Source organism: Caballeronia udeis (assembly GCF_044909315.1).
GTDB classification, from domain to species: domain Bacteria; phylum Pseudomonadota; class Gammaproteobacteria; order Burkholderiales; family Burkholderiaceae; genus Caballeronia; species Caballeronia udeis_A.
Genome location: NZ_JBIYEB010000051.1, coordinates 13,974 through 34,650, shown reverse-complemented (window position 1 = coordinate 34,650; position 20,677 = coordinate 13,974). Strand labels below are relative to the sequence as shown.

Here is a 20,677-nt window from a genome sequence, read left to right as displayed (position 1 = left end):
TTTGCGCAGCCGCATCGTTTGCTGCTTGCCGCGCATCGTTGATCATGACCTTGGCCGCTTCACGTTCGGCATGTCCGTCAGCACAGCTCACCCGGCTCATCCAGATTGTCGCGCCACAAACACTTCTGATTCACGTGCTCGCGCTGTTATTCGCATAGCAGCCACCAAGCCCGAAATGGCAAATTCGTGGGTCATGAAACTATGCCGGCGTCGGCACAAAAACATCGCTGCCGTGGCACTCGCAGCAAAAAATACACGAACGGCGTGGGCTCTGCTGGTTCGCAAACAGGTGTATCAATTAGCCATGTTTCCATACGACCTGGCGTGACGGTTTCACAAATGTAGGTTTTAACATCGGAACAGCATTTACCTTCCAGAGGTTGCTTGAGCAGACGTTAATTCGATGACAAAACGGTCGGACCGTGGTGGACCAAACCCACTTTTCACGAAGGGCAATCAAGCCCGTGGCTCTGATGGGGTACCCACTCGCGGATATTCATCGTGGGCCTGCAGCGAGTGCTGCGAACCGGGCCCGGATACATGGCTGCAACGTCGACCCGATGCCAGAGATTCAGACTGCTTGACAACTGGGAATCGTCCATACACGGTGCAAATAGCGCGGGTCAAATTGGTTACACAGTCTCGGACTAAGCAAATTGAGCGTGCCGAATGAGCAAGCTGAAGAGTTTGGAGGAGTCGTTTGCAGGGCGGCACCTTCTTCAAGAAGGCGATCAAAGATCAAGGCCAGCCGCCGCAGAACCATCACACTTGTTGGTTCTGCGGCTTCGCATCGTGCGGTGCGCGAAATGAGAGCCGACGGTGAGCTGCCCGAAGGCACGCTCCTCGAAGTGGCTGAACAATTTGATCGAGCAGGATTACCGCAACGTTAAGTCTCGCACCAGGCGTCATGCTCGGGTTCAAGCAATTCAGGAATGCTGCGGCCACCATTTCAGGCATCGAGTTGATGCTTCACATTCGAAAGGGGCAGTTCGACCTCTTTGCTCTCGGGCTCAAGGACACGGTCGTGCCCTCCGTCTGGAATGCTGTTCTTTTCAATCAATCTGCATTATTCCGACTCATCGGAACATTGGCACCAGATCCGCTAAAAGTACGTCACGGGTACGTTATCTCGGTGCCTGGCGCAGATCGTACCGTAGTTGCTTCAACAAGCGATAATCTCAGTTGACGCTATGAAAAGCTCATCGTCGGACGTTTGACCTCCGGCGGATAAACGCACCACATACCGTCATCGTGGAGGAAGAAATAAATTGTCAACGCACCTGCTGGCCGCAATGCCTCAACGCACACATATCGTCGCCGATTTGAATGTATGTGGCCGAACCGGGTTACCCGGGCCGGCATCGCCGCATTCGCTCCAAGCCATTTTTCGACGAGCAAATGCAAAGAACTGTCCATCGTGCTCATTGCCTCTCCTTCAACTGCGCATCGCATCGATGCGATCATCCCATGTAAGGTTAGGGATTGCGAATCGTGTGTCATGAGGAACTCGGCTCTTTTGTACGACTTGTAGAAGATCGTTGCTAATCAGTTCCGATTGCCACCAGCGCCAGCGCATTCGTGTGCGAATATCTAAATCAAGACATTAATTGTCTGAGGGTAATTAAGATAACTTAGTGAATTCTGTGTATAAACTCTAGGCGTGTGTTTGATTTCAGGCTTATCGGATTGTCTCGTCGCTTATCGGGGAATCCAGCTCCGTGATCAGGCGTTACCCAGGGACCTTTGTGATTCACTCGGCCGGGACGTGAATTCCCACACGGCGGACTGTCGGGGCAAGGATGACGAGCGTCGACGCGGCGTTACCCTTGGAAAATGGTTGCTTCCCCGAAGGCGCTTGCTTAGAACAGCTGATTTCGTGTAATGTTTGACGGGGCTGCCAGCTGGTATTACTGGCCATGACGGAAGGTGCCACCATATGAACCTGAGAGCCACGGTGGCCAATATAGGACGTTGTGGAGTTGCACCCCGCACGCTCAACTTAGCTCGCTCTTGTGGGATTTTTTTATACGAGAAAGCAATGTTATTTCGATAATAATTAGGTATACAAATTATGACTTGACTGGTCAAATGCAATACCGCCGCCGGTAAATAATAGGGCCGTTCGGGCGGCGTACCCGTTCTATCGGGATCACGCCGGCGACGCTGGTTCGTCGAACCAGTTTCACACTATCGAAGGTTCACACAAGAAATTTAGCGAGACGCATCGATAACAACTGCCGTTCTGTCTTAACAAGAACGACACAACGTGAATACGGTAGTGTGCTCGGCAGGTATCGTTGGGTAGTCGAGCGTACGCACTCCTGGCTCCACAATTTCCGTCGCCTGCGCACTCGCTTTGAGCGATGCACTGACAGTCACGAAGCTTTCCTGAAACTCGGCTGCCCGCTCCTTTGCTCGAACATCTTCAGGCGAGCGGCGCAGGGTTTTTAAACTGGCCTCTTAGCGTGACCGCGTGTCCGGTCATGCAGGGGCAGGTCCACGCAGGGGTAACGCTTCATTGCGGGACACCGATATTGCTGCGGGTTGGGCGAGTGGAGCTCAAGCACCGCTGGATTTCGTTCCACTCACCCGGGATGCGATGGGTTGGGAATGCGAGACGTCGCAGTCGACCCCGGCAGAGGCGAGCAGGGCACCCAAGTTTTTTCCCGATATTGCGGCGCACGAAGGCACACGTGGGGCGTCAGTAGCCCGTACACGGAACGGCCATCATTCGAATGAATACCGCTTATACGATCATTCGATTTCCCGATAGCCTCTCCTTTTGCCACACTGCACTTCAACGTGTCAAAGCGTCTTCTGCACTGATCCACCAGGAGCAGAAAGAAACAAAAAGAGAGACAACATGAATCCTAGAAAAATCATTGATCCGCATCACCCCATCTGGCTGCAAAGGATGTGCCGTGGGGGGCTACAACGCGGCTTTCTACAACGTGATGGCCTTCAGTCTTTCAGGCGTCTTCGGTTGCGTCGTTTCATTCCAATTGCATCATTGACAATGTTGGGGCTTGCCCGCAATGCGGGTTATGCGCAGCAGACCATAAAGACCGGCCCAATTGCTCCGCCCGAAGGCGCGCGTGGACGACTCGAAAACCCGGTGGTCTGATCACATGACGATAATCGACTTTCAAGAGGCGAGGCGGGTTGCGTTGGCCGTGCTCGAGTCTGCCGGTGTCCCACCGGCCCAAGCGACATTGCAGGTGGATCTATTGCTGGAGGCGGAGCTACGCGGCCGTGCTTCTCATGGGTTGCTGCGACTCAAGCGCATCGTAGAGCGAATTCGCAATCGCGTTGTGGACCCGCTCACTAAGGGCTCACACCGTTGGCGCGGCAATGTGCTCGAGGTGGATGGGTGCATGGGCTTAGGACCGGTGGTTGCGGTTGCCGCGCTAGAACGAATTTCTGAGCGGGCTGTTGCGGCCGGCGTCGCGGTCGCCGCTATTAAAAACAACAACCACCTCGGAATGCTGGCTTGGTATGCAGACCGTATTGCTCGACAGGGCCAAATCCTCATTGCGCTGTGCAACAGCGAAGCCCTGGTGCACCCATGGAACGGACGGCGTGCCATGCAGGGCACTAACCCGTTCGCTATAGGTATTCCGCTCGTCGGGGAGCCTTTCGTGCTCGACATGGCGACAAGCCTGGTTTCGATGGGGGAGATACATCACTTTGCCAATCTGAACCGCCCGATCCCGTCCGGCTGGGCATTGGACGCATCTGGAGAGCCAACCACCGACGCTCACGCTGCCAAACGGGGCGCTATCGCACCGTTTGGAGGCGCCAAGGGCTATAGCCTTGGTCTCGGTTTTGAGGTGCTGATCGGCGCCCTGAGCGCCTGCGCACTGGGGCCGGGAGTGCACGGCACGCTTGATTCGGACAAGGCCTGCAACAAGGGGGATGTCTTCATCGTAATAGACCCTGGCGCCGACCAAGGCCGCTATGGGGCCATCGAGTCTTACCTTGACGCGGTGCGCGCGTCTGGTTCCCCCGACGCTGCCGTGCAGGTGCCAGGTGATCGCGCGCTCGCATATCGGCGCGAACGTTTGACCCATGGCCTACCGGTCGATGACCAGGTGTGGCATGACCTCCAACGCCAACTGCTCGCGGCTTCGTGCCAGCGTGATTGAGGAAACGACCATGAATAATTTTGGCATTTCCCGCACAGGCCAGACCGTACTTTTTGGTTGGGGTCAGCGTCACGCACTGCCCCGCTTGATCAAACCGTTCGGGAACCGGGCTTTCATCTGCACGGACAACCGTTTCCCGCAAGACTCATTGCTTTGCGCATTGGCGACCGGCATGCGCAGCGAAGGCATTGCCGTCGAGGTGTATGACGCAACCGTTGCAGAGTTGCCGCTCGAATGCATCCTGGATGCTGCTTCGCAGGCCAGAGCTTTCGGTCCGGCTGTCGTCGTCGGAATCGGGGGTGGAAGTTGTATGGATTTGGCCAAGCTGGTGGCTCTTGCGTTGAGTCATTCGGGGGAAATGTCTGCGTTCTACGGCGAATTCAAGGTGCCTGCGCCGGTCCTGCCGGTCATCGCGATACCGACTACCGCTGGGACAGGCTCTGAAGTGACCCCGGTTGCTGTGCTCGCAGATCCTGCACGTGATATGAAGGTGGGGATATCCAGTCCTTACCTGATTCCACAAGTAGCGGTTTGCGACCCCGAGCTCACGATGAGTTGCCCCCCGCGGCTCACCGCCATCGCGGGAGCAGACGCAATGACGCACGCCATCGAGTCCTTTACCGCGGTTCGACGCGAGCCGACTGCCGAATTGGGTTTGAACCAGGTGTTTGTCGGAAAAAACGTCTTTGCGGACGCGCACGCCCTGCTTGCAATCAATGCTTTGGCCAGCAATCTCGCTACGGCTGTGAAATCTCCAGACGACCGGTCGGCGCGCGAGCAGGTGATGCTCGGCGCACTTGCCGCCGGGATAGCATTCGGGACTGCAGGAACTGCAGCCGCCCACGCCATTCAATACCCCGTCGGGGCCGTCACGCATACAGCGCACGGACTCGGAGTCGCGACGCTGATGCCCTATGTGATGGAATTCAATCTGCCGGCTTGCCTACCCGAGTACTCTGAGATCGCACACATTTTCGGTGTTGCGCAAACGGGTCACTCAAACGAACAACAGGCTCGCCGCGGCATTGACGCGGTTCAAGCGCTGTTCAATCAAATTGGCGTGCCCGAATCGCTTGCGGCCCTTGGCCTCGCGGAAGACAAACTCGAATGGGTCGGCGAGCAGTCGATGTTGGCTGCCAGACTCGTCAACAACAACCCGCGGCAGCTCAGTCGAGAAAGCATCAACAAAATTGTGCAGGCCTGTTTCGTGGGCAAGCGCGATCAACTAAGAGGTATCCAGCAATGAATGGTAGATCCATCGACTCGTCCCCAGCGCGCTGGTCAACACATGACTTCGACTCGCTCCCGTCCGAGCTCTTTATCGGTGGCGCATGGATGCCGTCGGCTTCCGGCAAACGGATTGACGTGATCAATCCGTCCACGGAGAAGACGATCACGTCTGTTGCCGATGCAACAGTCGAAGAAGGTATTGCTGCCGTTACGGCGGCCGCCAATGCCGCTCGTGCGTGGGCGGCTACGTCGCCTCGTCAGCGCTCCGAGATCTTGCGCAAGGCGTTCGAGCTGATGAAGGCGAGACTCGACTGGTTCGCGGAGTTGATCTCCTTGGAGAATGGCAAAGCGCTGTCGGACGCGCGGGGCGAAGCGGCTTACGCGGCAGAGTTCTTCCGGTGGTACGCCGAAGAAGCAGTGCGAATCGTCGGTGACGTCGCGCTCGCACCGAGCGGTGCCAATCGCATGCTGGTCCAATATCAACCTGTCGGCATTTCGGTGTTGGTCACGCCCTGGAATTTTCCGGCTGCGATGGCGACGCGCAAGATCGGCCCCGCACTGGCGGCAGGATGTACTTGCGTGCTAAAGCCGGCGACGGAAACACCGCTCACTGCCTATGCGATGGCGGCACTTCTTCAGGAAGCCGGCGTTCCACCGGGCGTAGTCAATGTCGTGACAACGTCAACGGCCGGGAAGGTGGTCGGCGCGATGTTGCACGATCCGCGTGTTCGAAAACTGTCCTTCACAGGGTCGACTGAGGTCGGTCGAGTTTTGCTGCGGCAGGCCGCTGATCAAGTCATCAACTGCTCGATGGAACTTGGCGGAAATGCACCGTTTATCGTCTTCGATGACGCGGATATTGACGCTGCGGTTGAGGGTGCGATGGTTGCCAAGATGCGCAATGGCGGAGAAGCATGCACGGCGGCAAACCGTTTCTACGTGCAGCGTGGCGCCGCGGAGCATTTCTCTGCGGCTCTGACAGCGAAGATGAGCGCACTGAGAGTCGGAAACGGCTGCGCAGCCGAAACTCAACTGGGGCCGTTGGTCAATAGTGAGTCACGCGACAAGGTTGTGGAATTGGTTGCCGACGCTATTGCCAAGGGCGGCCGCGTACTGACCGGTGGCAAGGCGCCGGTACGTGACGGATATTTTTATCTGCCCTCGGTCATCGTAGACGTTGCGGACGATTCCAGATTGTTGGATGAAGAGATCTTCGGGCCGATCGCGGCGATCGTTGTCTTCGACTCCGAACAAGAGGCCATCGACAAGGCCAATCGAACGGAGTACGGACTCGTGGCCTACGTGTACACGAAAGATCTCGCGCGTGGGTTGAGAGTCTCGGAGGTGCTCGAAAGCGGAATGATCGGCCTCAATCGTGGATTGGTTTCCGACCCGGCCGCGCCTTTTGGTGGAGTCAAGCAAAGCGGGCTCGGTCGCGAAGGTGGGCACCACGGCCTTCTCGAATTCATGGAAGCGAAATACATCGCTACAAGCTGGTAGCTACCACCCAGCTTCATTTCATCTCCGAATTGTTCTCATATAGACATTTGATTTCAAATCAATCGACCGCCTTGAGAACATTGGTTAATAGCGACCACTCGAGTACGAATTAAATGAATATTAAAGACGGTTTGCGCATTGCGGTGGACATTGGCGGGACCTTCACCGATTGTGTGATGTTGAGCGAGTCGGGTGCAAGATTGACAGCCAAATCCCTGACGACGTACGACGATCCTTCCCGGGGCGTCATTGACTGTCTCGACATGGCGGCAAAGCGGCTGGAAATCACGACGTCTGAACTCGTCCGCCGCGCCACCGAGTTCGTCCACGGAACGACTGTCGGTACCAACGCACTCACCGAGCGGCGTGGCGCACGAACTGGAATGTTGATGACCGCCGGTCACGAGCAGACGATCACAATTGGCCGGGCCAGGCAAAAGGTGATCGGTCTCTCGGAACGGGAAAAGACCCATGTCACGCATTTGGAGAAGGCGACACCCCCCATAGTGTTGCCGGAGGACATTCGCGGAGTGGTCGAGCGCGTAGACCGTGACGGGAAGGTGCTGGTCGAACTGAACCTCGATAGAGCAAGCCGTGACGTCGACGACCTTGTTGAAACAGGTATCGAGGCATTGGCCGTGTGCCTGCTGTGGTCATTCAAGAACCCGGCCCACGAGCTTCAGCTGCGCGATCTGGTAAAGAAGCGGCATCCAAGATTGTTCACGTCAATCTCGTCCGAAGTGGCTCCCCGCACCGGCGAGTACGAGCGAAGCGTCTCAACCGCTTTCAATTCCTATATTGGACCGGTGGTCGGCGAATACCTTGTGCGTCTGGAACGTAGGCTAAAACAGCTCGGAATAGGGTGTTCCTTGCTCGTCGTGCAGTCGAGCGGCGGGCTGTGCACCGTCGACTCGGTTCTCGGGCGGCCAATTCTAACAGTCGACTCGGGGCCAGCCGGAGGGGTGCTCGGAGCGAAATTCTGTGCCAGTCTCATAGGCGAACAGAGCGTTATCTGTGCCGATGTCGGTGGTACGACTTTCGACGTGGGTCTGGTATTCGAAGATAAGGTGCAGATGGACCCGGCGCCGGTGATTGGTAAATATACCTATCTTATTCCGAAGGTTTTTATCAAGTCGGTTGGGGCAGGCGGTGGCAGCATTGGATGGCGCGATGATGGAGGCAATCTGCGAGTCGGGCCACGGAGCGCCGGATCAACGCCCGGACCGGCTGCCTATGGTAATGGCGGCCTCGAGCCCACCGTCACCGATGCACACGTCGCGCTTGGCTACCTTGATCCAGAGTTCTTGCTTGGGGGCAAAGTCCGGCTCAACAAGACTGCTGCCGAGACCGTGCTTGGAACGTTGGGGAGAAGCGTTGGGCTTTCGGTCACTGAAGTTGCTGCGGGCATGATCGAGATTTCGAACGCTCAGATGGCGGACTTGGTTCGCAAGGTGACAGTCGAACGCGGGCTCGATCCACGTAATTTCGCGCTGTTCGTTTATGGCGGTGCGGGGCCGGTATTCGCGTCTTTCCTGGCCGAGCAGGTCGGTGTCAAGCTGGCGTACATACCCGCGGACTCCGGCGTTTTTTCTGCACTCGGTATGTTGACGACCGACATTGCCCTGCAGGAGGTGCAGTCTGTAGGCCTGGAGCTCCCGATTGACGCGAAGGCGCTGGCCGGTCTGAACGAGTCCTTCACAAACCTCGAGCACCGCGTGTCGCAGCGCTTTGCCGACGCCGGACTGAACGACCAACCCATAACGCTTCGGCGTGCGATCGAGATGCGATTCGGGATGCAGGTCCATGAGCTTGAAGTCGATACCAAGCCTGACGAACTGACCGCCGGCGATATGGAGAAGCTGGCGCAAGACTTCATCCGCACCTACGAGATGACTTACGGGAAGGGGAGCGCGTATGTGGCAGCCGGAATTGAACTGGCCACAATCCGTACGACGGGGACAATAGACATCGTGAAACCCTCACTCGAAGTCGAAAAAGGAAAGTCGGAGGGCGATTCCCTGATTGCGCGACGGCCTGCCTATTTCAGATCAAGCGGTGGGTTCATATCGACAGCCGTCCACTCCGGTGGCCGGCTGAAGCCGGGTCAGCATCTCGATGGACCAGCCATTATCCAGCGCTTCGCTGACACCGTGGTGCTGCCGCCCGATTCACACGCTGAGGTAGATCGCAATGGCGGTATCACATTAACGTTCGGGAGAGTCGCGCATGCACACGTCTAGGACCATCGACATGGTCACCTTCGAGGTGCTTCGGCACCGGCTCTGGGAAATCAATGATGAAATGGGGCTGATTGCAGCCCGCATCTCCGGTTCGCCTGCCGTCTACGAGTCGGGTGACTTCAACACAGCCATTCTGACGGCTGAGGGAAAGGGACTTTTCACGGGAGTATATGTCATTCGGCAAGCTGCCGCGCTCGACGTCGTCGTGCAATCGGTGCTTCGTGCCTTCGAGGGAAATATCAACGAGGGCGATGTATTCATGACCAACGACCCTTGGTCCGGCGCACTGCACGCCATGGACTACGCGGTGGTGTGTCCTGTCTTTTGGCACGAAATCCTCGTTGCTTGGACAGGGATCGTCATGCACGAGATGGACGTTGGCGGGCCACGTCCTGGAAGCTGGAGTGTGGGCGCTGCAACGGCATACGAGGAGTGCCCGTTAATGCCTCCCGTGAAGATCATTGAGGCTGGCGTTTTCCGGAAGGACATCGAGGCCATCTTCTTGCGGAACACACGCACTCCGGAGGTAAATGCTCTAAACCTTCGCGCGAAGATTTCAGCGCAGACGACTACTCGCGACCGCCTGCGAGACATCATTCGCGAGTACGGGCTGGATGTATTTCTCGGCGTTCAGGATCAAATCCTGAGCCATGTTCGCCAGACGGTTCGTAAGCGGCTCGCCAGGATGCCCGATGGTGAGTGGTTCGCCACGACCCTGCTGGATCACGACGGCGTCCAGAATCGCCTCTATAAGATGAAGCTGGCTATGACCAAGCGCGGGGATCGTCTTACCTTTGACTTCACCGGGACCGCAAAACAGGCATCAGGTTCCATTAACTGCGCTTACAGCGGCCTGGTAGGCGGCGTTACACAAGTGCTACTGCCCCTTCTTTGTTTCGATTTGCCATGGGCGCACGGCGCCCTCGTGGAATGTATTGACATCATTTCGGAAGAAGGCACCATCAATAACTGCCTATTTCCCGCAGCGACCAGCATGGCAACACTCAACGCCTCGCAATCTTCAGGGAATCTCGTCTGGGAGACGATGGCCCGCATGTATGGGTGCTCGGAGGACCTGCGCGACGAAATCATCGGCTTGGGCTATGGCGGAGCGAATATGGCGGTACTGGCGGGAACCAAGCTAAACGGCCGCCCGTTTGTCAACATGTTCACTGACTCGGTAGGCGGGGGTGGAGCACGTCCGTTCGGAGACGGCGTCAATAGTTGCGGCAATCTGATAGCGCCAGCGTATGGAATTCCCAACGTCGAGCGGATCGAAGGACTCTTGCCCGTGTTGTATGTATATCGCAAGGAGCGAAAGGATACCGCTGGAGCCGGTATACATCGTGGCGGAGTCAGCCTGGAATACATGATCGCGCCGCACGGCGCAGGTTCCGATATCAATGCTGTCTTCTTTGCGACGGGCTACAGTCATTCCGAAACCAAAGGCGTCGCAGGAGGCCTGCCCGGATCAATCCAACGGAATTTCGTTCTTCGCAACACGGACTTAGCCGAGAAATTCAATGCAGGTCGATTGCCAGGGGGCCTCGATGAGCTTGCAAGCGAGAAGATAGAAGTCCCCGAAGCCAAGGACGTCGCCGATCTTGGTGCGTCTGACGCCTGGATCAACTTCTGCTCTGGCGGCGGCGGATATGGTGATCCATTGATGCGGCAGCCGGATCAAGTTTTGCGGGATGTACGTCTGGGCTTCTGCTCGGTTGGCGAGGCCGAGATCCTGTACGGAGTTTCAGTGGTGGAAGGCCCGGTTACGCGAATCGACGAAGCTGCCACCACCCTGCTGCGCCGCAAGACGCGTGAGGATCGCATGACATCGGGTGTTCGCTTGGGCAACGATTGGGATGACGATGTGCCATTCAACGGAGCGCAAATGTTCCGCGTTGGTGAAACTCTCGCCGTCAGAGCCTCGAAGGTTGGCCCACTACTGGGTTGCACCAATTGCGACCGCTCTTTCGGTCCTGCTAGCGAGGATCCGCGACAACGAGCGTTGATGTTGGAGTCTCCGCTATCGAGTTTGAGCGAGTCCAACCGATACCTTGAAGATTCGAACATGGTTGTCCGGCGATATTGCTGTCCAGGTTGTGGCACGATCTTTTCGACCGACGTGCAACAGAGTGATGACGATCCACGAACACCAGAAATGCGATTACGTTTCGACGCACTGATCGTTTGACACTAGGAATATCGGCGAGCGGTTCTTTCGCTCGCCGATGATGCGCAGGAAATTGCCGACCGCTCAGTGAGGGAACGTGAATTCTGGATGAAGTTCGAGGCGAGTGAATCTGTAATTCTCGCCGTTTTGAATGAACTCGCATTTCACAACAAAGACTCCCAACGGAGAGTGAATTTCCACTGGCTTGATCGGCACCTGCCCGGAGTCATTGCCGAATGCAGTCATATACGCTATGGCTGAAGGCTGTTCGTCCTGGTTCGACGTGGTCAGGAAATTGCTGAGTACGTGGCGAATGATGTAGGTCGAGGAGCGCGCACATAAGGCCGCCATGATTTCCGCCCGGCCTTTTAATTCCTTTCCCTGGCGAAGCCAGACGCCGTTCTCTTCGAAGAGATTGACGAGCCTGTCGTAGCTTCGCTCATCTAAGTAGTGAAACAACCGTGCGACTATTTGCTGGCATTTCCATTCAACTTGGTACATGGGAGATTACCTCTCGGATGCGACGGGATTGACGAGCGTGCCGATCGATGAGATCTCGACTTCAACGGTATCTCCGACCTTCAGCCATAGCGGTGGCTTGCGCACAAAGCCGACGCCTTCCGGCGTGCCAGTGGCGATCACATCTCCGGGTTCCAGACGAGTCCATCCGGAGATATAGGAGATTATTTGTGCAACGTTGAAGATCATGTCGTCGACGCCTTTACGCTGGACTTCTCTCCCGTTGATGCGCGTCGCGAGGATCAAGCGCGAGGGATCGGGAATTTCGTCCGCTGTCACTATCCAGGGTCCTAACGCTCCAGTCTTCGGGAAATTCTTGCCGGCAATCAGCGATTGCTTTAGTTGAACATCACGGACCGAGCCGTCATTGAAGCAGGTGTATCCGAAGACATGCTCCAGCGCGTTCGCCTCGGTGATGTGGCGACCCGCCTTTCCAATGACGATGGCGAGTTCTCCTTCGTAGTCGAAATCGTCTGAAGTCAGCGGCTTTTGCAAGGGTTCGTGGTGTGCGACAAGCGTGTTGGTCGCTCACATAAAGACCGAAGGGAAAGCTGGGAGTTCAAATCCGCCTTCCGCTGCATGCGCCCGATAATTGAGTCCCACACAAATGATCTTGTGCGGATCTGGAATAGGAGGTCGCAAGATAACGTCCTTCAACGCAAATGTCCGCCCGCGAGCGCCAACACTATCTGCGCTCAATCCGGCGGCAATGGCCAGGTGCAGGCTAGGTTGTCGGGAGTCTTGGCTTGCACCGAGGTCGATGATCGTTTCACCTTCGACGATGCCGTACGAGTCGGTGGATCCGTTCGAGTAACTAGAAATTTTCATGTGGCCTTCTTGTATTTCGTCGATTTGGTAGCGAAAACACGGGTTTGTGCTCGCTCTTGTCATAGGGGAGTTTGCTGGTCTGTCGTGCGAAAACTTCTGGAAAAATGGTAAGGCGGCTTGCATTCGTACTCAAATCGATTGAACATATGAATGTCATCATCGCCATGAATTTTGCTACCAGTGGAGCTGCAACATGAACCTCGCCGGCGTGGATCTGAATCTGCTTCTTGTGTTCGATGCGCTGATGATCGAGCGAAGCGTGACTCGGGCAGCGAATCGTGTCTGTCTGAGTCAACCAGCTGCAAGTGCTGCGCTCAGCCGCCTTCGGCATCTGATGAACGATGAACTCTTCGTCCGGCAAGCCGATGGCATGCATCCGACGCAACGCGCCCTTGAACTAGAAGGGCCGTTGCGTCGTGCACTGCAGCAAATCAATGAAGCGCTCGAACCGCAGACATTTATGCCAAGTAAATCTTCGCATAGCTATCGAATTGCATTCAACGATCTTGGCGCTGCCATGGTGATGCCACTGCTTACTTCTCGCCTGGCTCACCTTGCTCCAAACATCGGTGTCGTCGTGGAGCATGCAGACGGCAACCACGCAATAAATCTTGCTGAGGGCGGCAAGGTCGATATGGCCATGGGACTATTTGATTCGAGAGGTGTCGCTTATGACTTCGAGAAGCTCTACGACATCCCATTCTCGTGCGCCATGCGCTTCAACCACCCACTGATTGGAAAATCAATCAGTGTGGATGACTTTTGCGCCACGCCTCAGCTCACGATCGTCCACGACGGCGGCGCCAGTACGATGCTGGACAGACAGCTCGTAGCGCTCGGTAAGCGTCGGCACGTTGCCTTTACCGTTCCGCACTTTTTGTCCGGACTCTTTGCATTGACTAATTCCGACCTCATCGCAGTGCTTCCCAGCAAGCTCATCAGGCGTTTTGGTGCAGCCGCGGGCATCCGGGCAGTCAACATGCCGTTCACGGCGATCCACACGACGTGCGGCCTGATTTGGAGCACCCAAAGCGCCCCGAGCCCACCAAACAAGTGGATGCGATCAATGTTGCGCGACATCTGCAGCGAATGTCGTCTTGACCGGTGGGACGTAGTCGCTGCCGATACAGTCAGCACAATTTGATCATCGATGGATTCGCAAGGTCAGTTCGACTCCTGTGTTCTCGGGCTCAAAGATACCACGGCGTCCTCGGTTTGAAATGCTGTCCTGTTAAGTTGATAAGGTGTCCAGATAGATAAAAACATTTTGACCACGCCGCTTATTTGCACCAGATCCCCTAATTGCACCAGAACCATTCCCCTCTGACATGTCGGAAAATTGCCCAATTACCTGTTCGAAAGAATAGTTCCGGTCACGACTACCCGCGCATTCGGCGAGTATTGCTTTCGGCTAGAAAGATTTGCTTCCTGGATTCAGGTGATCTTGACCAAACAAAATGGCAACTTTGAAAGCATTCTGGTTACCAGCTACCACAGACCTTCGTCTATAAATCGAGAATATGGAATGAGGCCAGGTGGTCCCACAGGAGGCACGGATGCAGGGCGTGGTTGGTACTGCAACAATGATGGGATGGTCGAGCTCTGACGAAGGCGGGAATTGCAGCAGAATGACGAAACGTATTCACTACCCGGCGACGCCCGCTTGGGCGCTGAGTTCGCATCTTGCACGGCCAGGGGAACTTCTGACAGGTACCGATAGCGGGATTATGCGTTCGCGTAGTAAATGAACTCCTGGCGATTTTTGATTCCCTCGTCCGGTGCCCGGCATAACTGACCAATGCTTGCCACTGGTGCTTTTTTCAACTCGCTTGTTTTCGGCGATACAGTTGGACTGTCGGATAACCCAACGGCTGATTGCTGACAACGGATGTTTCGCTCGCGTTACTCTTTGCTAGTGGACCTTTGGCACCTCAACGTCGAGCATGCCATCGTATAGAGCTTTCCTTAGCAGGGCCGCCTATTTCAGACGCAAATGTATGGCTACCCGACAAGAAGGGAAGACGAGCTTTGCCTACAAGATATGGAGAAGATGTGAGGCGTAAACCGTTGTACAAGGTGCTTTACTTTCAGGTTATCGTCGCGATCATGATTGGTGTGGCAGTGGGGCATTTTCTGCCCAAGGCCGCAATAGAGATGAAACCGTTCGGCGACGCCTTCATAAAACTCGTGCGCATGATGATCGCTCCTGTGATTTTCTGCACGGTCGTAACGGGCATTGCGGGCATGAGCGACATCCGCAAGGTCGGCCGCGTCGCCGGCAAGGCTTTGCTGTATTTCGAGGTGGTTTCGACGATTGCGTTTGCCATCGGTTTGCTGGCAGCGCATATACTGAAACCAGGCGCCGGCTTTAACGTCGACCCTGCCACGCTTGACGCTAGCGCCGTCTCTTCCTATGCCCCGCAAGCCCAGCATGGCGATGGGATCGCTGGCTTCTTCATGCACATCATTCCGGATACCTTCATTGGCGCTTTCACACAAGGCGATGTCCTGCCGGTGCTGCTGATTTCCATGCTGTTCGGCACGGCCCTGGCGATGATGGGCGAATCTGCCAAGCCCTTGATCGACCTGATCGAACTGCTGTCGAAACCGTTCTTCCGGATCTTGCGGATAATCAGCGGCCTTGCACCAATCGGCGCGTTCGGTGCGATCGCGTTCACGATCGGCAGATACGGGATCGTCTCGCTGCTGCCTATGGTGAGACTGGTCGGCACGTTCTATCTGACCGCGTTCCTGTTCATTTCGTGTGGACTCGGCCTGATCGCAAGAGCGTGCGGTTTCAGCCTGTGGCGCTTCGTCGTGTACATCAAGGACGAACTGCTCATCGTGCTCGGTACGTCGTCCTCGGAAGCGGCACTGCCACAACTGATCGAGAAGCTCGAACGGCTAGGCTGCTCGCGCGGAGTTGTCGGACTCGTCTTGCCGACCGGCTATTCGTTCAATCTGGACGGTAATAGCATCTACATGACACTGGTGATCCTGTTTCTCGCTCAAGCCACCAACACCCATTTGACGATGCTTCAGGAGATCACCCTGCTGGGGCTGTCGATGCTGACGTCGAAAGGCGCAACGGGTGTTACTGGTGCAGCGATCATCACGCTGGCTGCCACACTCTCGATTATGCCAGTCGTGCCGGTGTCGTCGATCGTGCTAATACTCGGCGTCGAGCGATTCATGTCCGAGTGCCGGGGGGTGACCAATACGATGGGTAACTGCGTGGCCTCGATTGTGATTGCCGCTTGGGAGAAGGAACTTGGTCGCGACGCACTTAAGGCGGCGCTTGCGGGACCCGGGGGGCGTGGCGATCGCGGCAGATGATGGTGAAGCCGCAGCGATCGTCGGGATGAGCCGGGAGCCGGAGAACGAAGTGTAGCGTTCCGCCAGACGCCACTGATCTGCCGTTGCTCTCCATGTTTGGGGAGCGTGGTATAGCATCGACCGTCGCCTCCGCCATCGTAGGGTGTGTGGTGATCAACTCCCTGCACCTGCAGCATCGAAAACAGGCTTCCCATTCAATTGTAGAAACGTTGATTACCCGTTAGCTATGGGCTATTTTTACAATTTGAATGCTTCGTATACGAATACAAACTCGGGTGTGTCGACTATCCTCGCCCTCGGGATCTTGAATGAGAAAATCTAGAAAACTAGCTTTAATCATCCTGTCACTGGCGGCGATCTCTCTAGCATTCGCAATCGGTTACTCATGGCGGCGCGCCATTCCGCCGCTGTCCGCCTCCGTGCCGAAACAATTCGACGCGGTGCAAGTGGCCCGCGGCGAGCGGATCGCCGAACTAGGCGACTGCATGTACTGCCATACAGCCAAACCAGACGAGCTGTTCGCAGGAGGCATGCCACTCAACACACCGTTCGGTGTCATCTACAGCACGAACCTCACACCCGATCCAGACAGCGGCATCGGCCGCTGGCCTCTCGAAGCATTCAGGCGCGCTTTGCGCGAAGGCGTCTCGCGCGATGGCCATCTTCTCTATCCTGCCTTTCCCTATCCACATTTCACAAAGATGAGTGATGGCGATATCGCCGCACTCTATGCCTATCTGATGTCGGTCGAACCGGTCAGCGCGCCGGCGCATCCGAACGATCTGATCTTCCCGCTTAACTTCCGACCGCTCGTGGCTGGATGGAATCTGCCATTTCTCAAAAGGGGAGAGCTCCCGCCGCAGCACGAACCGGAATCAGCGGTATGGTTGCGGGGCCGCTATCTCGTGGAAGGAGCTGGCCACTGTGCATCGTGTCACACGCCGATGAACGCGTTCGGCGCGGAAAAGAGTAGCGAAGCGTTCGCGGGCAATGTGATCGACGGCTGGAACGCACCGCCCCTCAATGCGCTCACACATGCTCCAAAGCCTTGGACCCGCGCACAGCTTGTCGACTATCTGCGTACAGGGCTTGCTTCCGAGCATGGGGCCGCTGCTGGTCCGATGTTGCCTGTTACGCAGCATCTCGGGAGCGCACCACAATCCGATGTCGAGGCGATCGCCACTTACCTGATGTCATTACAGCCACCGCCTTCGGGAGGGCAACCGGTTTTAGCCCTCCAACCCGACCTCGCAACGGCGGTCGATGCAGATAACGCCCCGACGATCCGCACAGGTGAAACCCTGTTCGCGTCATCGTGTGTCGGTTGCCATGCAAACGGTGCGCCGATGCGCGAAATTGGTGGTCGCCCAGCGCTCGGCCTTAGTTCGGTATTCACCTCCGACGATCCACGCAATGCGATCCATCTCGTGTTGCAGGGTATTCCGTGGAACGGCTCCGGAACTGCACATTACATGCCTCCGTTTGCCGACGTTCTCAGTGACGAACAAATTGCCGACATTCTCGCCTACGTGCGCACCAGGTATGCGCAGCGACCTGCATGGAAGGACGTATCTCGGACGACCGCCACAATCCGCAAGGAGATTTCACAACCATGATTACGCTCTCGGTCAACGGTGTCGAGCACAACCTCGATATTGACTCGACCATGCCGCTTCTGTATGCATTACGGAATCATTTAAAGCTCAACGGTGCGAAATATGGCTGCGGACTCGGACAGTGCGGAGCCTGCACGGTCGTCGTCGGCGAGCGCGCAGTGTTTTCGTGCCTGATACCTGTTTCCGCCTTAAAGAACCGGCCCGTACTGACGATCGAAGGTCTCGGCAAGATAGACAATCCGTCACCGCTGCAAAAGGCCTTCATCGACAAGCAGGCCGCGCAGTGCGGATACTGCATCGCGGGAATGATCATGCGCGCGCAGGCGCTTCTCGGCCAGAAACCCGCTGCTACCGAAATCGAGATTCGCGAACATATGCAGCCTAACCTGTGCCGTTGCGGTACCCACATGCGTATCATCAGTGCCATTGTCGAAGCTTTCCAGAAGATGCGCGAAAAGAACAACGCGCCAGGAGCCAGCACATGAACGTGCCTATCCTCTCCCATTCGGACTCGCCGGTGAGCCCGGGCCGCCGTCGCTTCCTCATCGCTGGCTCACTGACAGTGAGCTTCGCATTGTTTCCCGCAGCGAAGGCCTTGGCCCAGAGCGCCTCGCCCGACGCTGCCAAGGGGTTGCCCGGCGACTTGAATGGGACACCCTCACTCGACGCGTGGATACGAATCGACGAGCACGGCATCACCGTGTACACCGGCAAGGTGGAACTCGGCACAGGAGTCAGCACCGGGTTCATCCAGATTGCCGCCGAACAACTACAGGTTCGACCCGAAGACATTCACCTGATCACGGCAGACACGGAATTGACGCCGGATGAAGGTAACACGACAGGTAGCCGCTCCATAAGGGACAGTGGCACGGCCATCATGCACGCCGCTGCGCAGGTACGTGTACTGTTGCTGGAATCCGCCGCCGACAAGCTGGGTACGTCAGCCGAAATATTGAAGATACGCAACGGCATGATCGCCGCGCCGGACAACCACACGCTTACGTTCGGTGAAGCGGTTAGCGGCCTCAACCTCCACCGCAATGCCGAGCCGCAGTCGCAATTGATTGCCCCAGATCGACAGCGCGTTATCGGGCAGTCGGTACCGCGCGTAGACATTCCCGGCAAGGTTACGGGCGGAGAAAGCTACGTGCAGGACCTCCGTTTGCCCGGCATGCTTCACGCACGGGTGGTGCGCCCACCCTCCTATGGCGCCAGGCTGATTTCCATTGATAGCGCGGTGGAAAACATGGCAGGGGTCGCCAAGGTAGTCCGTGACGGCAGTTATCTCGCCGTGGTCGCCGAGGACGAATGGCAAGCGATCCAAGCCATGCGTGCACTTGAGCGGACTGCCCGCTGGGAAACGTTCGTGAAACTGCCGACGCCTGCGACAATCCACGCAACTCTGCTCAGGCTGCCACGGCGAGAAATTATCGTGGACGATCGTCATGGCCCGGCGCGGCCGGCTGCGCAAACGCTGCACCGCAGGTTTACGAAACCCTATCTGGCGCATGGCTCGATCGGGCCATCGTGTGCGGTCGCGCATCTTGACAAGGGGAAGATGACTGTCTGGACGCATTCTCAAGGGGTATTCCCGCTGCGTAGCGGGCTCGCGGAGATGCTGGGGATGAAGCCAGACGACGTCCGCTGCATCCATGCCCAAGGCGCCGGCTGCTACGGGCACAATCCCGCAGACGATGTTGCAGCCGACGCCGCACTGATTGCGCGAGCTGTGCCCGGCCGTCCGATACGGGTGCAATTGATGCGCGAGCAGGAGCAGACGTGGGACCTGTTCGGGCCGGCCATGGTGACGGACGTGAGCGCTTCGCTTGACGCGACCGGTCACATCATTGATTGGCAGTACGAAATCTGGAGCAATTCACACAATTTGCGCATCGCCAATGCGGGGAGATTACTCGCTGCACAATACCTTGCGCAACCCTTTACACCTGCCCCGCCCGAACCCACTCGGATGCCAGAGGGCGACGGCGACCGCAATGGCATACCACTCTACAACTTCCCGAATAGCAACGTCCAATACCATTTCCTGTCGGATATGCCACTTCGCGTCTCCGCTCAACGCGGCCTTGGCGCCTTCCAGAACGTCTTCACCATCGAGAGCTTCATGGATGAGCTGGCAACTGCGGCGCATGTCGATCCAGTTGAGTTCCGGCTGCGCCATCTCGACAATGTGCGCGGTCGCAAGGTGATCGAAATGGCCGCAAGCAGGTTTGGCTGGAACCCGAAACGGTTGCGACGGCCCAGTCACGGAGTGGGATTCTCATTCGCCCAGTACAAAAACATGATGGCCTATCTGGCGCTCGCAGTAGAACTGCGCGTGGTGCCTGAAACCGGAGCCGTATGCATCGAACGCGTTGTCGCGGCAGTCGATTGCGGCCAGATCGTCAATCCGGACAGCGTGCGCAACCAGATCGAAGGCGGCATTCTCCAGTCTGCCAGCTGGACGCTATATGAACAGGTGGATTACGACAGCGAACGTATCCGTAGCTTTGACTGGAGCACTTACCCGATTATGCGGTTTTCCGAAGTCCCCCTGAAAGTCGAAGTGCACCTGATCAACCAGCCCGGGGCACCCTTCCTCGGCACAGGAGAAGCATCGCAAGGACCAACCTCCGCAGCGGTTGCCAACGCGATTGCCGACGCAACCGGAAAACGGCTCCATGACCTTCCCTTGGCAACGGGCGGTCGACTTTGCAACTTCGCAACGTGATTGCCTGAGGTGGCATCGAAAACCACGGATCAAGCGTTTGCACAATGTGCCGGATGAGCATGTTTCCACTAACAGCGGCACCCAAGCACTCGCATATCTTCACTCAAGACCGCAAAGATTCCCCGCCGGTCAACCCATCCGGGCGGTGATGGCATTCGCCGGACATTTCAACTGAGCTTGCCCTCGAAAAACGAATCCCTTGCTGAGCGGTACGCTCACTCCAGCTTCCACGACTCGACATTGCTGTCCTGAGGTTACTCCGGAAAACCGGTCAAATGATCCGGGGCGAACCGGTGTGCGAGTTAAATCATTGATCGGCCGAAACGGTTTCCAGCGCCGCGCGCCGGGAGATCCGAGCGGTG

At 56.8% G+C, this 20,677-nt stretch carries 14 protein-coding genes and 4 pseudogenes; 14 read left to right on the top strand and 4 right to left on the bottom strand.

Annotated elements, in window-relative coordinates; all coding sequences use genetic code 11:
• Both ABH944_RS42250 and ABH944_RS44690 read left to right on the top strand, forming a co-directional pair.
• A pseudogene (locus tag ABH944_RS42250) lies at window positions 1-328 on the top strand (hypothetical protein); the annotation flags it as partial.
• Between the two features lie 387 nt (window positions 329-715).
• Window positions 716-1,060: pseudogene (locus ABH944_RS44690) on the top strand (DDE-type integrase/transposase/recombinase); the annotation flags it as partial.
• A gap of 128 nt (window positions 1,061-1,188) precedes the next feature.
• On the opposite strand, the gene ABH944_RS42240 reads toward ABH944_RS44690, so the two are convergent.
• Window positions 1,189-1,425, bottom strand: coding sequence for a hypothetical protein (locus tag ABH944_RS42240; protein ID WP_404614949.1), 237 nt, complete (start codon window positions 1,423-1,425; stop codon window positions 1,189-1,191).
• Between the two features lie 765 nt (window positions 1,426-2,190).
• On the opposite strand from ABH944_RS42240, the pseudogene ABH944_RS42235 reads away from it, so the two are divergent.
• From ABH944_RS42235 to ABH944_RS42205, 7 genes and pseudogenes are all read left to right on the top strand, one after another.
• Window positions 2,191-2,451 (top strand): annotated as a pseudogene (locus tag ABH944_RS42235) (transposase); the annotation flags it as partial.
• Between the two features lie 412 nt (window positions 2,452-2,863).
• Entirely contained in the window at window positions 2,864-3,124 is a 261-nt protein-coding gene (locus tag ABH944_RS42230) for a hypothetical protein (RefSeq protein ID WP_404614951.1), read from the top strand.
• 4 nt (window positions 3,125-3,128) lie between these two features.
• Window positions 3,129-4,145 carry an Ldh family oxidoreductase gene (locus ABH944_RS42225; protein ID WP_404614953.1) on the top strand — a complete coding sequence of 339 codons (1,017 nt, stop codon included), beginning with the start codon at window positions 3,129-3,131 and terminating at the stop codon, window positions 4,143-4,145.
• A complete protein-coding gene (locus ABH944_RS42220; RefSeq protein ID WP_404659707.1) occupies window positions 4,099-5,391 on the top strand; it encodes an iron-containing alcohol dehydrogenase in 1,293 nt (430 codons plus the stop codon). Before ABH944_RS42225 ends, ABH944_RS42220 begins: the two co-directional genes overlap by 47 nt.
• The gene (locus ABH944_RS42215) at window positions 5,388-6,875 is read left to right on the top strand and encodes an NAD-dependent succinate-semialdehyde dehydrogenase (protein WP_404614957.1); all 1,488 of its coding nucleotides are present in this window, start codon (window positions 5,388-5,390) and stop codon (window positions 6,873-6,875) included. The genes ABH944_RS42220 and ABH944_RS42215 overlap by 4 nt, the downstream gene beginning before the upstream one ends.
• A gap of 113 nt (window positions 6,876-6,988) precedes the next feature.
• Window positions 6,989-9,115 (top strand): hydantoinase/oxoprolinase family protein, encoded by a 2,127-nt coding sequence (locus ABH944_RS42210; RefSeq protein WP_404614959.1) that lies wholly within the window; start codon window positions 6,989-6,991, stop codon window positions 9,113-9,115.
• Between the two features lie 10 nt (window positions 9,116-9,125).
• A complete protein-coding gene (locus tag ABH944_RS42205; RefSeq protein WP_404614961.1) occupies window positions 9,126-11,306 on the top strand; it encodes a hydantoinase B/oxoprolinase family protein in 2,181 nt (726 codons plus the stop codon).
• A gap of 63 nt (window positions 11,307-11,369) precedes the next feature.
• Here ABH944_RS42205 and ABH944_RS42200 read toward each other — a convergent pair whose 3' ends face one another.
• The 3 genes and pseudogenes from ABH944_RS42200 to ABH944_RS42190 all read right to left on the bottom strand — a co-directional run bounded on the left by ABH944_RS42200 (window position 11,370) and on the right by ABH944_RS42190 (window position 12,632).
• Window positions 11,370-11,786, bottom strand: coding sequence for a nuclear transport factor 2 family protein (locus tag ABH944_RS42200; protein WP_404614963.1), 417 nt, complete (start codon window positions 11,784-11,786; stop codon window positions 11,370-11,372).
• Between the two features lie 6 nt (window positions 11,787-11,792).
• Window positions 11,793-12,317 (bottom strand): annotated as a pseudogene (locus ABH944_RS42195) (fumarylacetoacetate hydrolase family protein); the annotation flags it as partial.
• A gap of 15 nt (window positions 12,318-12,332) precedes the next feature.
• Window positions 12,333-12,632, bottom strand: coding sequence for a hypothetical protein (locus tag ABH944_RS42190; RefSeq protein WP_404614965.1), 300 nt, complete (start codon window positions 12,630-12,632; stop codon window positions 12,333-12,335).
• A 193-nt stretch (window positions 12,633-12,825) separates the two neighbouring features.
• Here ABH944_RS42190 and ABH944_RS42185 point away from each other — a divergent pair, with 193 nt between their 5' ends.
• The 5 genes from ABH944_RS42185 (at window position 12,826) to ABH944_RS42165 (ending at window position 20,315) form a co-directional block, all read left to right on the top strand.
• Window positions 12,826-13,776 carry a LysR family transcriptional regulator gene (locus ABH944_RS42185; RefSeq protein ID WP_404614967.1) on the top strand — a complete coding sequence of 317 codons (951 nt, stop codon included), beginning with the start codon at window positions 12,826-12,828 and terminating at the stop codon, window positions 13,774-13,776.
• Window positions 13,777-14,684: 908 nt separating this feature from the next.
• Window positions 14,685-15,968, top strand: a complete 1,284-nt coding sequence (locus ABH944_RS42180) for a dicarboxylate/amino acid:cation symporter (RefSeq protein WP_404614969.1) — start codon at window positions 14,685-14,687, stop codon at window positions 15,966-15,968.
• Window positions 15,969-16,276: 308 nt separating this feature from the next.
• Window positions 16,277-17,584, top strand: a complete 1,308-nt coding sequence (locus tag ABH944_RS42175) for a c-type cytochrome (RefSeq protein WP_404614971.1) — start codon at window positions 16,277-16,279, stop codon at window positions 17,582-17,584.
• Window positions 17,581-18,069, top strand: a complete 489-nt coding sequence (locus tag ABH944_RS42170) for a (2Fe-2S)-binding protein (protein ID WP_404614973.1) — start codon at window positions 17,581-17,583, stop codon at window positions 18,067-18,069. Before ABH944_RS42175 ends, ABH944_RS42170 begins: the two co-directional genes overlap by 4 nt.
• Window positions 18,066-20,315 (top strand): xanthine dehydrogenase family protein molybdopterin-binding subunit, encoded by a 2,250-nt coding sequence (locus ABH944_RS42165; RefSeq protein WP_404614975.1) that lies wholly within the window; start codon window positions 18,066-18,068, stop codon window positions 20,313-20,315. Before ABH944_RS42170 ends, ABH944_RS42165 begins: the two co-directional genes overlap by 4 nt.
• The last annotated feature ends 362 nt before the right edge of the window (window positions 20,316-20,677 follow it).

What these genes read in the sequence shown, in the direction of transcription:
- ABH944_RS42240 (WP_404614949.1), bottom strand. Translation starts at nt 1,425, where the DNA reads ATGAGCACGATGGACAGTTCTTTGCATTTGCTCGTCGAAAAATGGCTT.
- ABH944_RS42230 (WP_404614951.1), top strand. Translation starts at nt 2,864, where the DNA reads ATGAATCCTAGAAAAATCATTGATCCGCATCACCCCATCTGGCTGCAA.
- ABH944_RS42225 (WP_404614953.1), top strand. Translation starts at nt 3,129, where the DNA reads ATGACGATAATCGACTTTCAAGAGGCGAGGCGGGTTGCGTTGGCCGTG.
- ABH944_RS42220 (WP_404659707.1), top strand. Translation starts at nt 4,099, where the DNA reads ATGACCTCCAACGCCAACTGCTCGCGGCTTCGTGCCAGCGTGATTGAG.
- ABH944_RS42215 (WP_404614957.1), top strand. Translation starts at nt 5,388, where the DNA reads ATGAATGGTAGATCCATCGACTCGTCCCCAGCGCGCTGGTCAACACAT.
- ABH944_RS42210 (WP_404614959.1), top strand. Translation starts at nt 6,989, where the DNA reads ATGAATATTAAAGACGGTTTGCGCATTGCGGTGGACATTGGCGGGACC.
- ABH944_RS42205 (WP_404614961.1), top strand. Translation starts at nt 9,126, where the DNA reads ATGGTCACCTTCGAGGTGCTTCGGCACCGGCTCTGGGAAATCAATGAT.
- ABH944_RS42200 (WP_404614963.1), bottom strand. Translation starts at nt 11,786, where the DNA reads ATGTACCAAGTTGAATGGAAATGCCAGCAAATAGTCGCACGGTTGTTT.
- ABH944_RS42190 (WP_404614965.1), bottom strand. Translation starts at nt 12,632, where the DNA reads ATGAAAATTTCTAGTTACTCGAACGGATCCACCGACTCGTACGGCATC.
- ABH944_RS42185 (WP_404614967.1), top strand. Translation starts at nt 12,826, where the DNA reads ATGAACCTCGCCGGCGTGGATCTGAATCTGCTTCTTGTGTTCGATGCG.
- ABH944_RS42175 (WP_404614971.1), top strand. Translation starts at nt 16,277, where the DNA reads ATGAGAAAATCTAGAAAACTAGCTTTAATCATCCTGTCACTGGCGGCG.
- ABH944_RS42170 (WP_404614973.1), top strand. Translation starts at nt 17,581, where the DNA reads ATGATTACGCTCTCGGTCAACGGTGTCGAGCACAACCTCGATATTGAC.
- ABH944_RS42165 (WP_404614975.1), top strand. Translation starts at nt 18,066, where the DNA reads ATGAACGTGCCTATCCTCTCCCATTCGGACTCGCCGGTGAGCCCGGGC.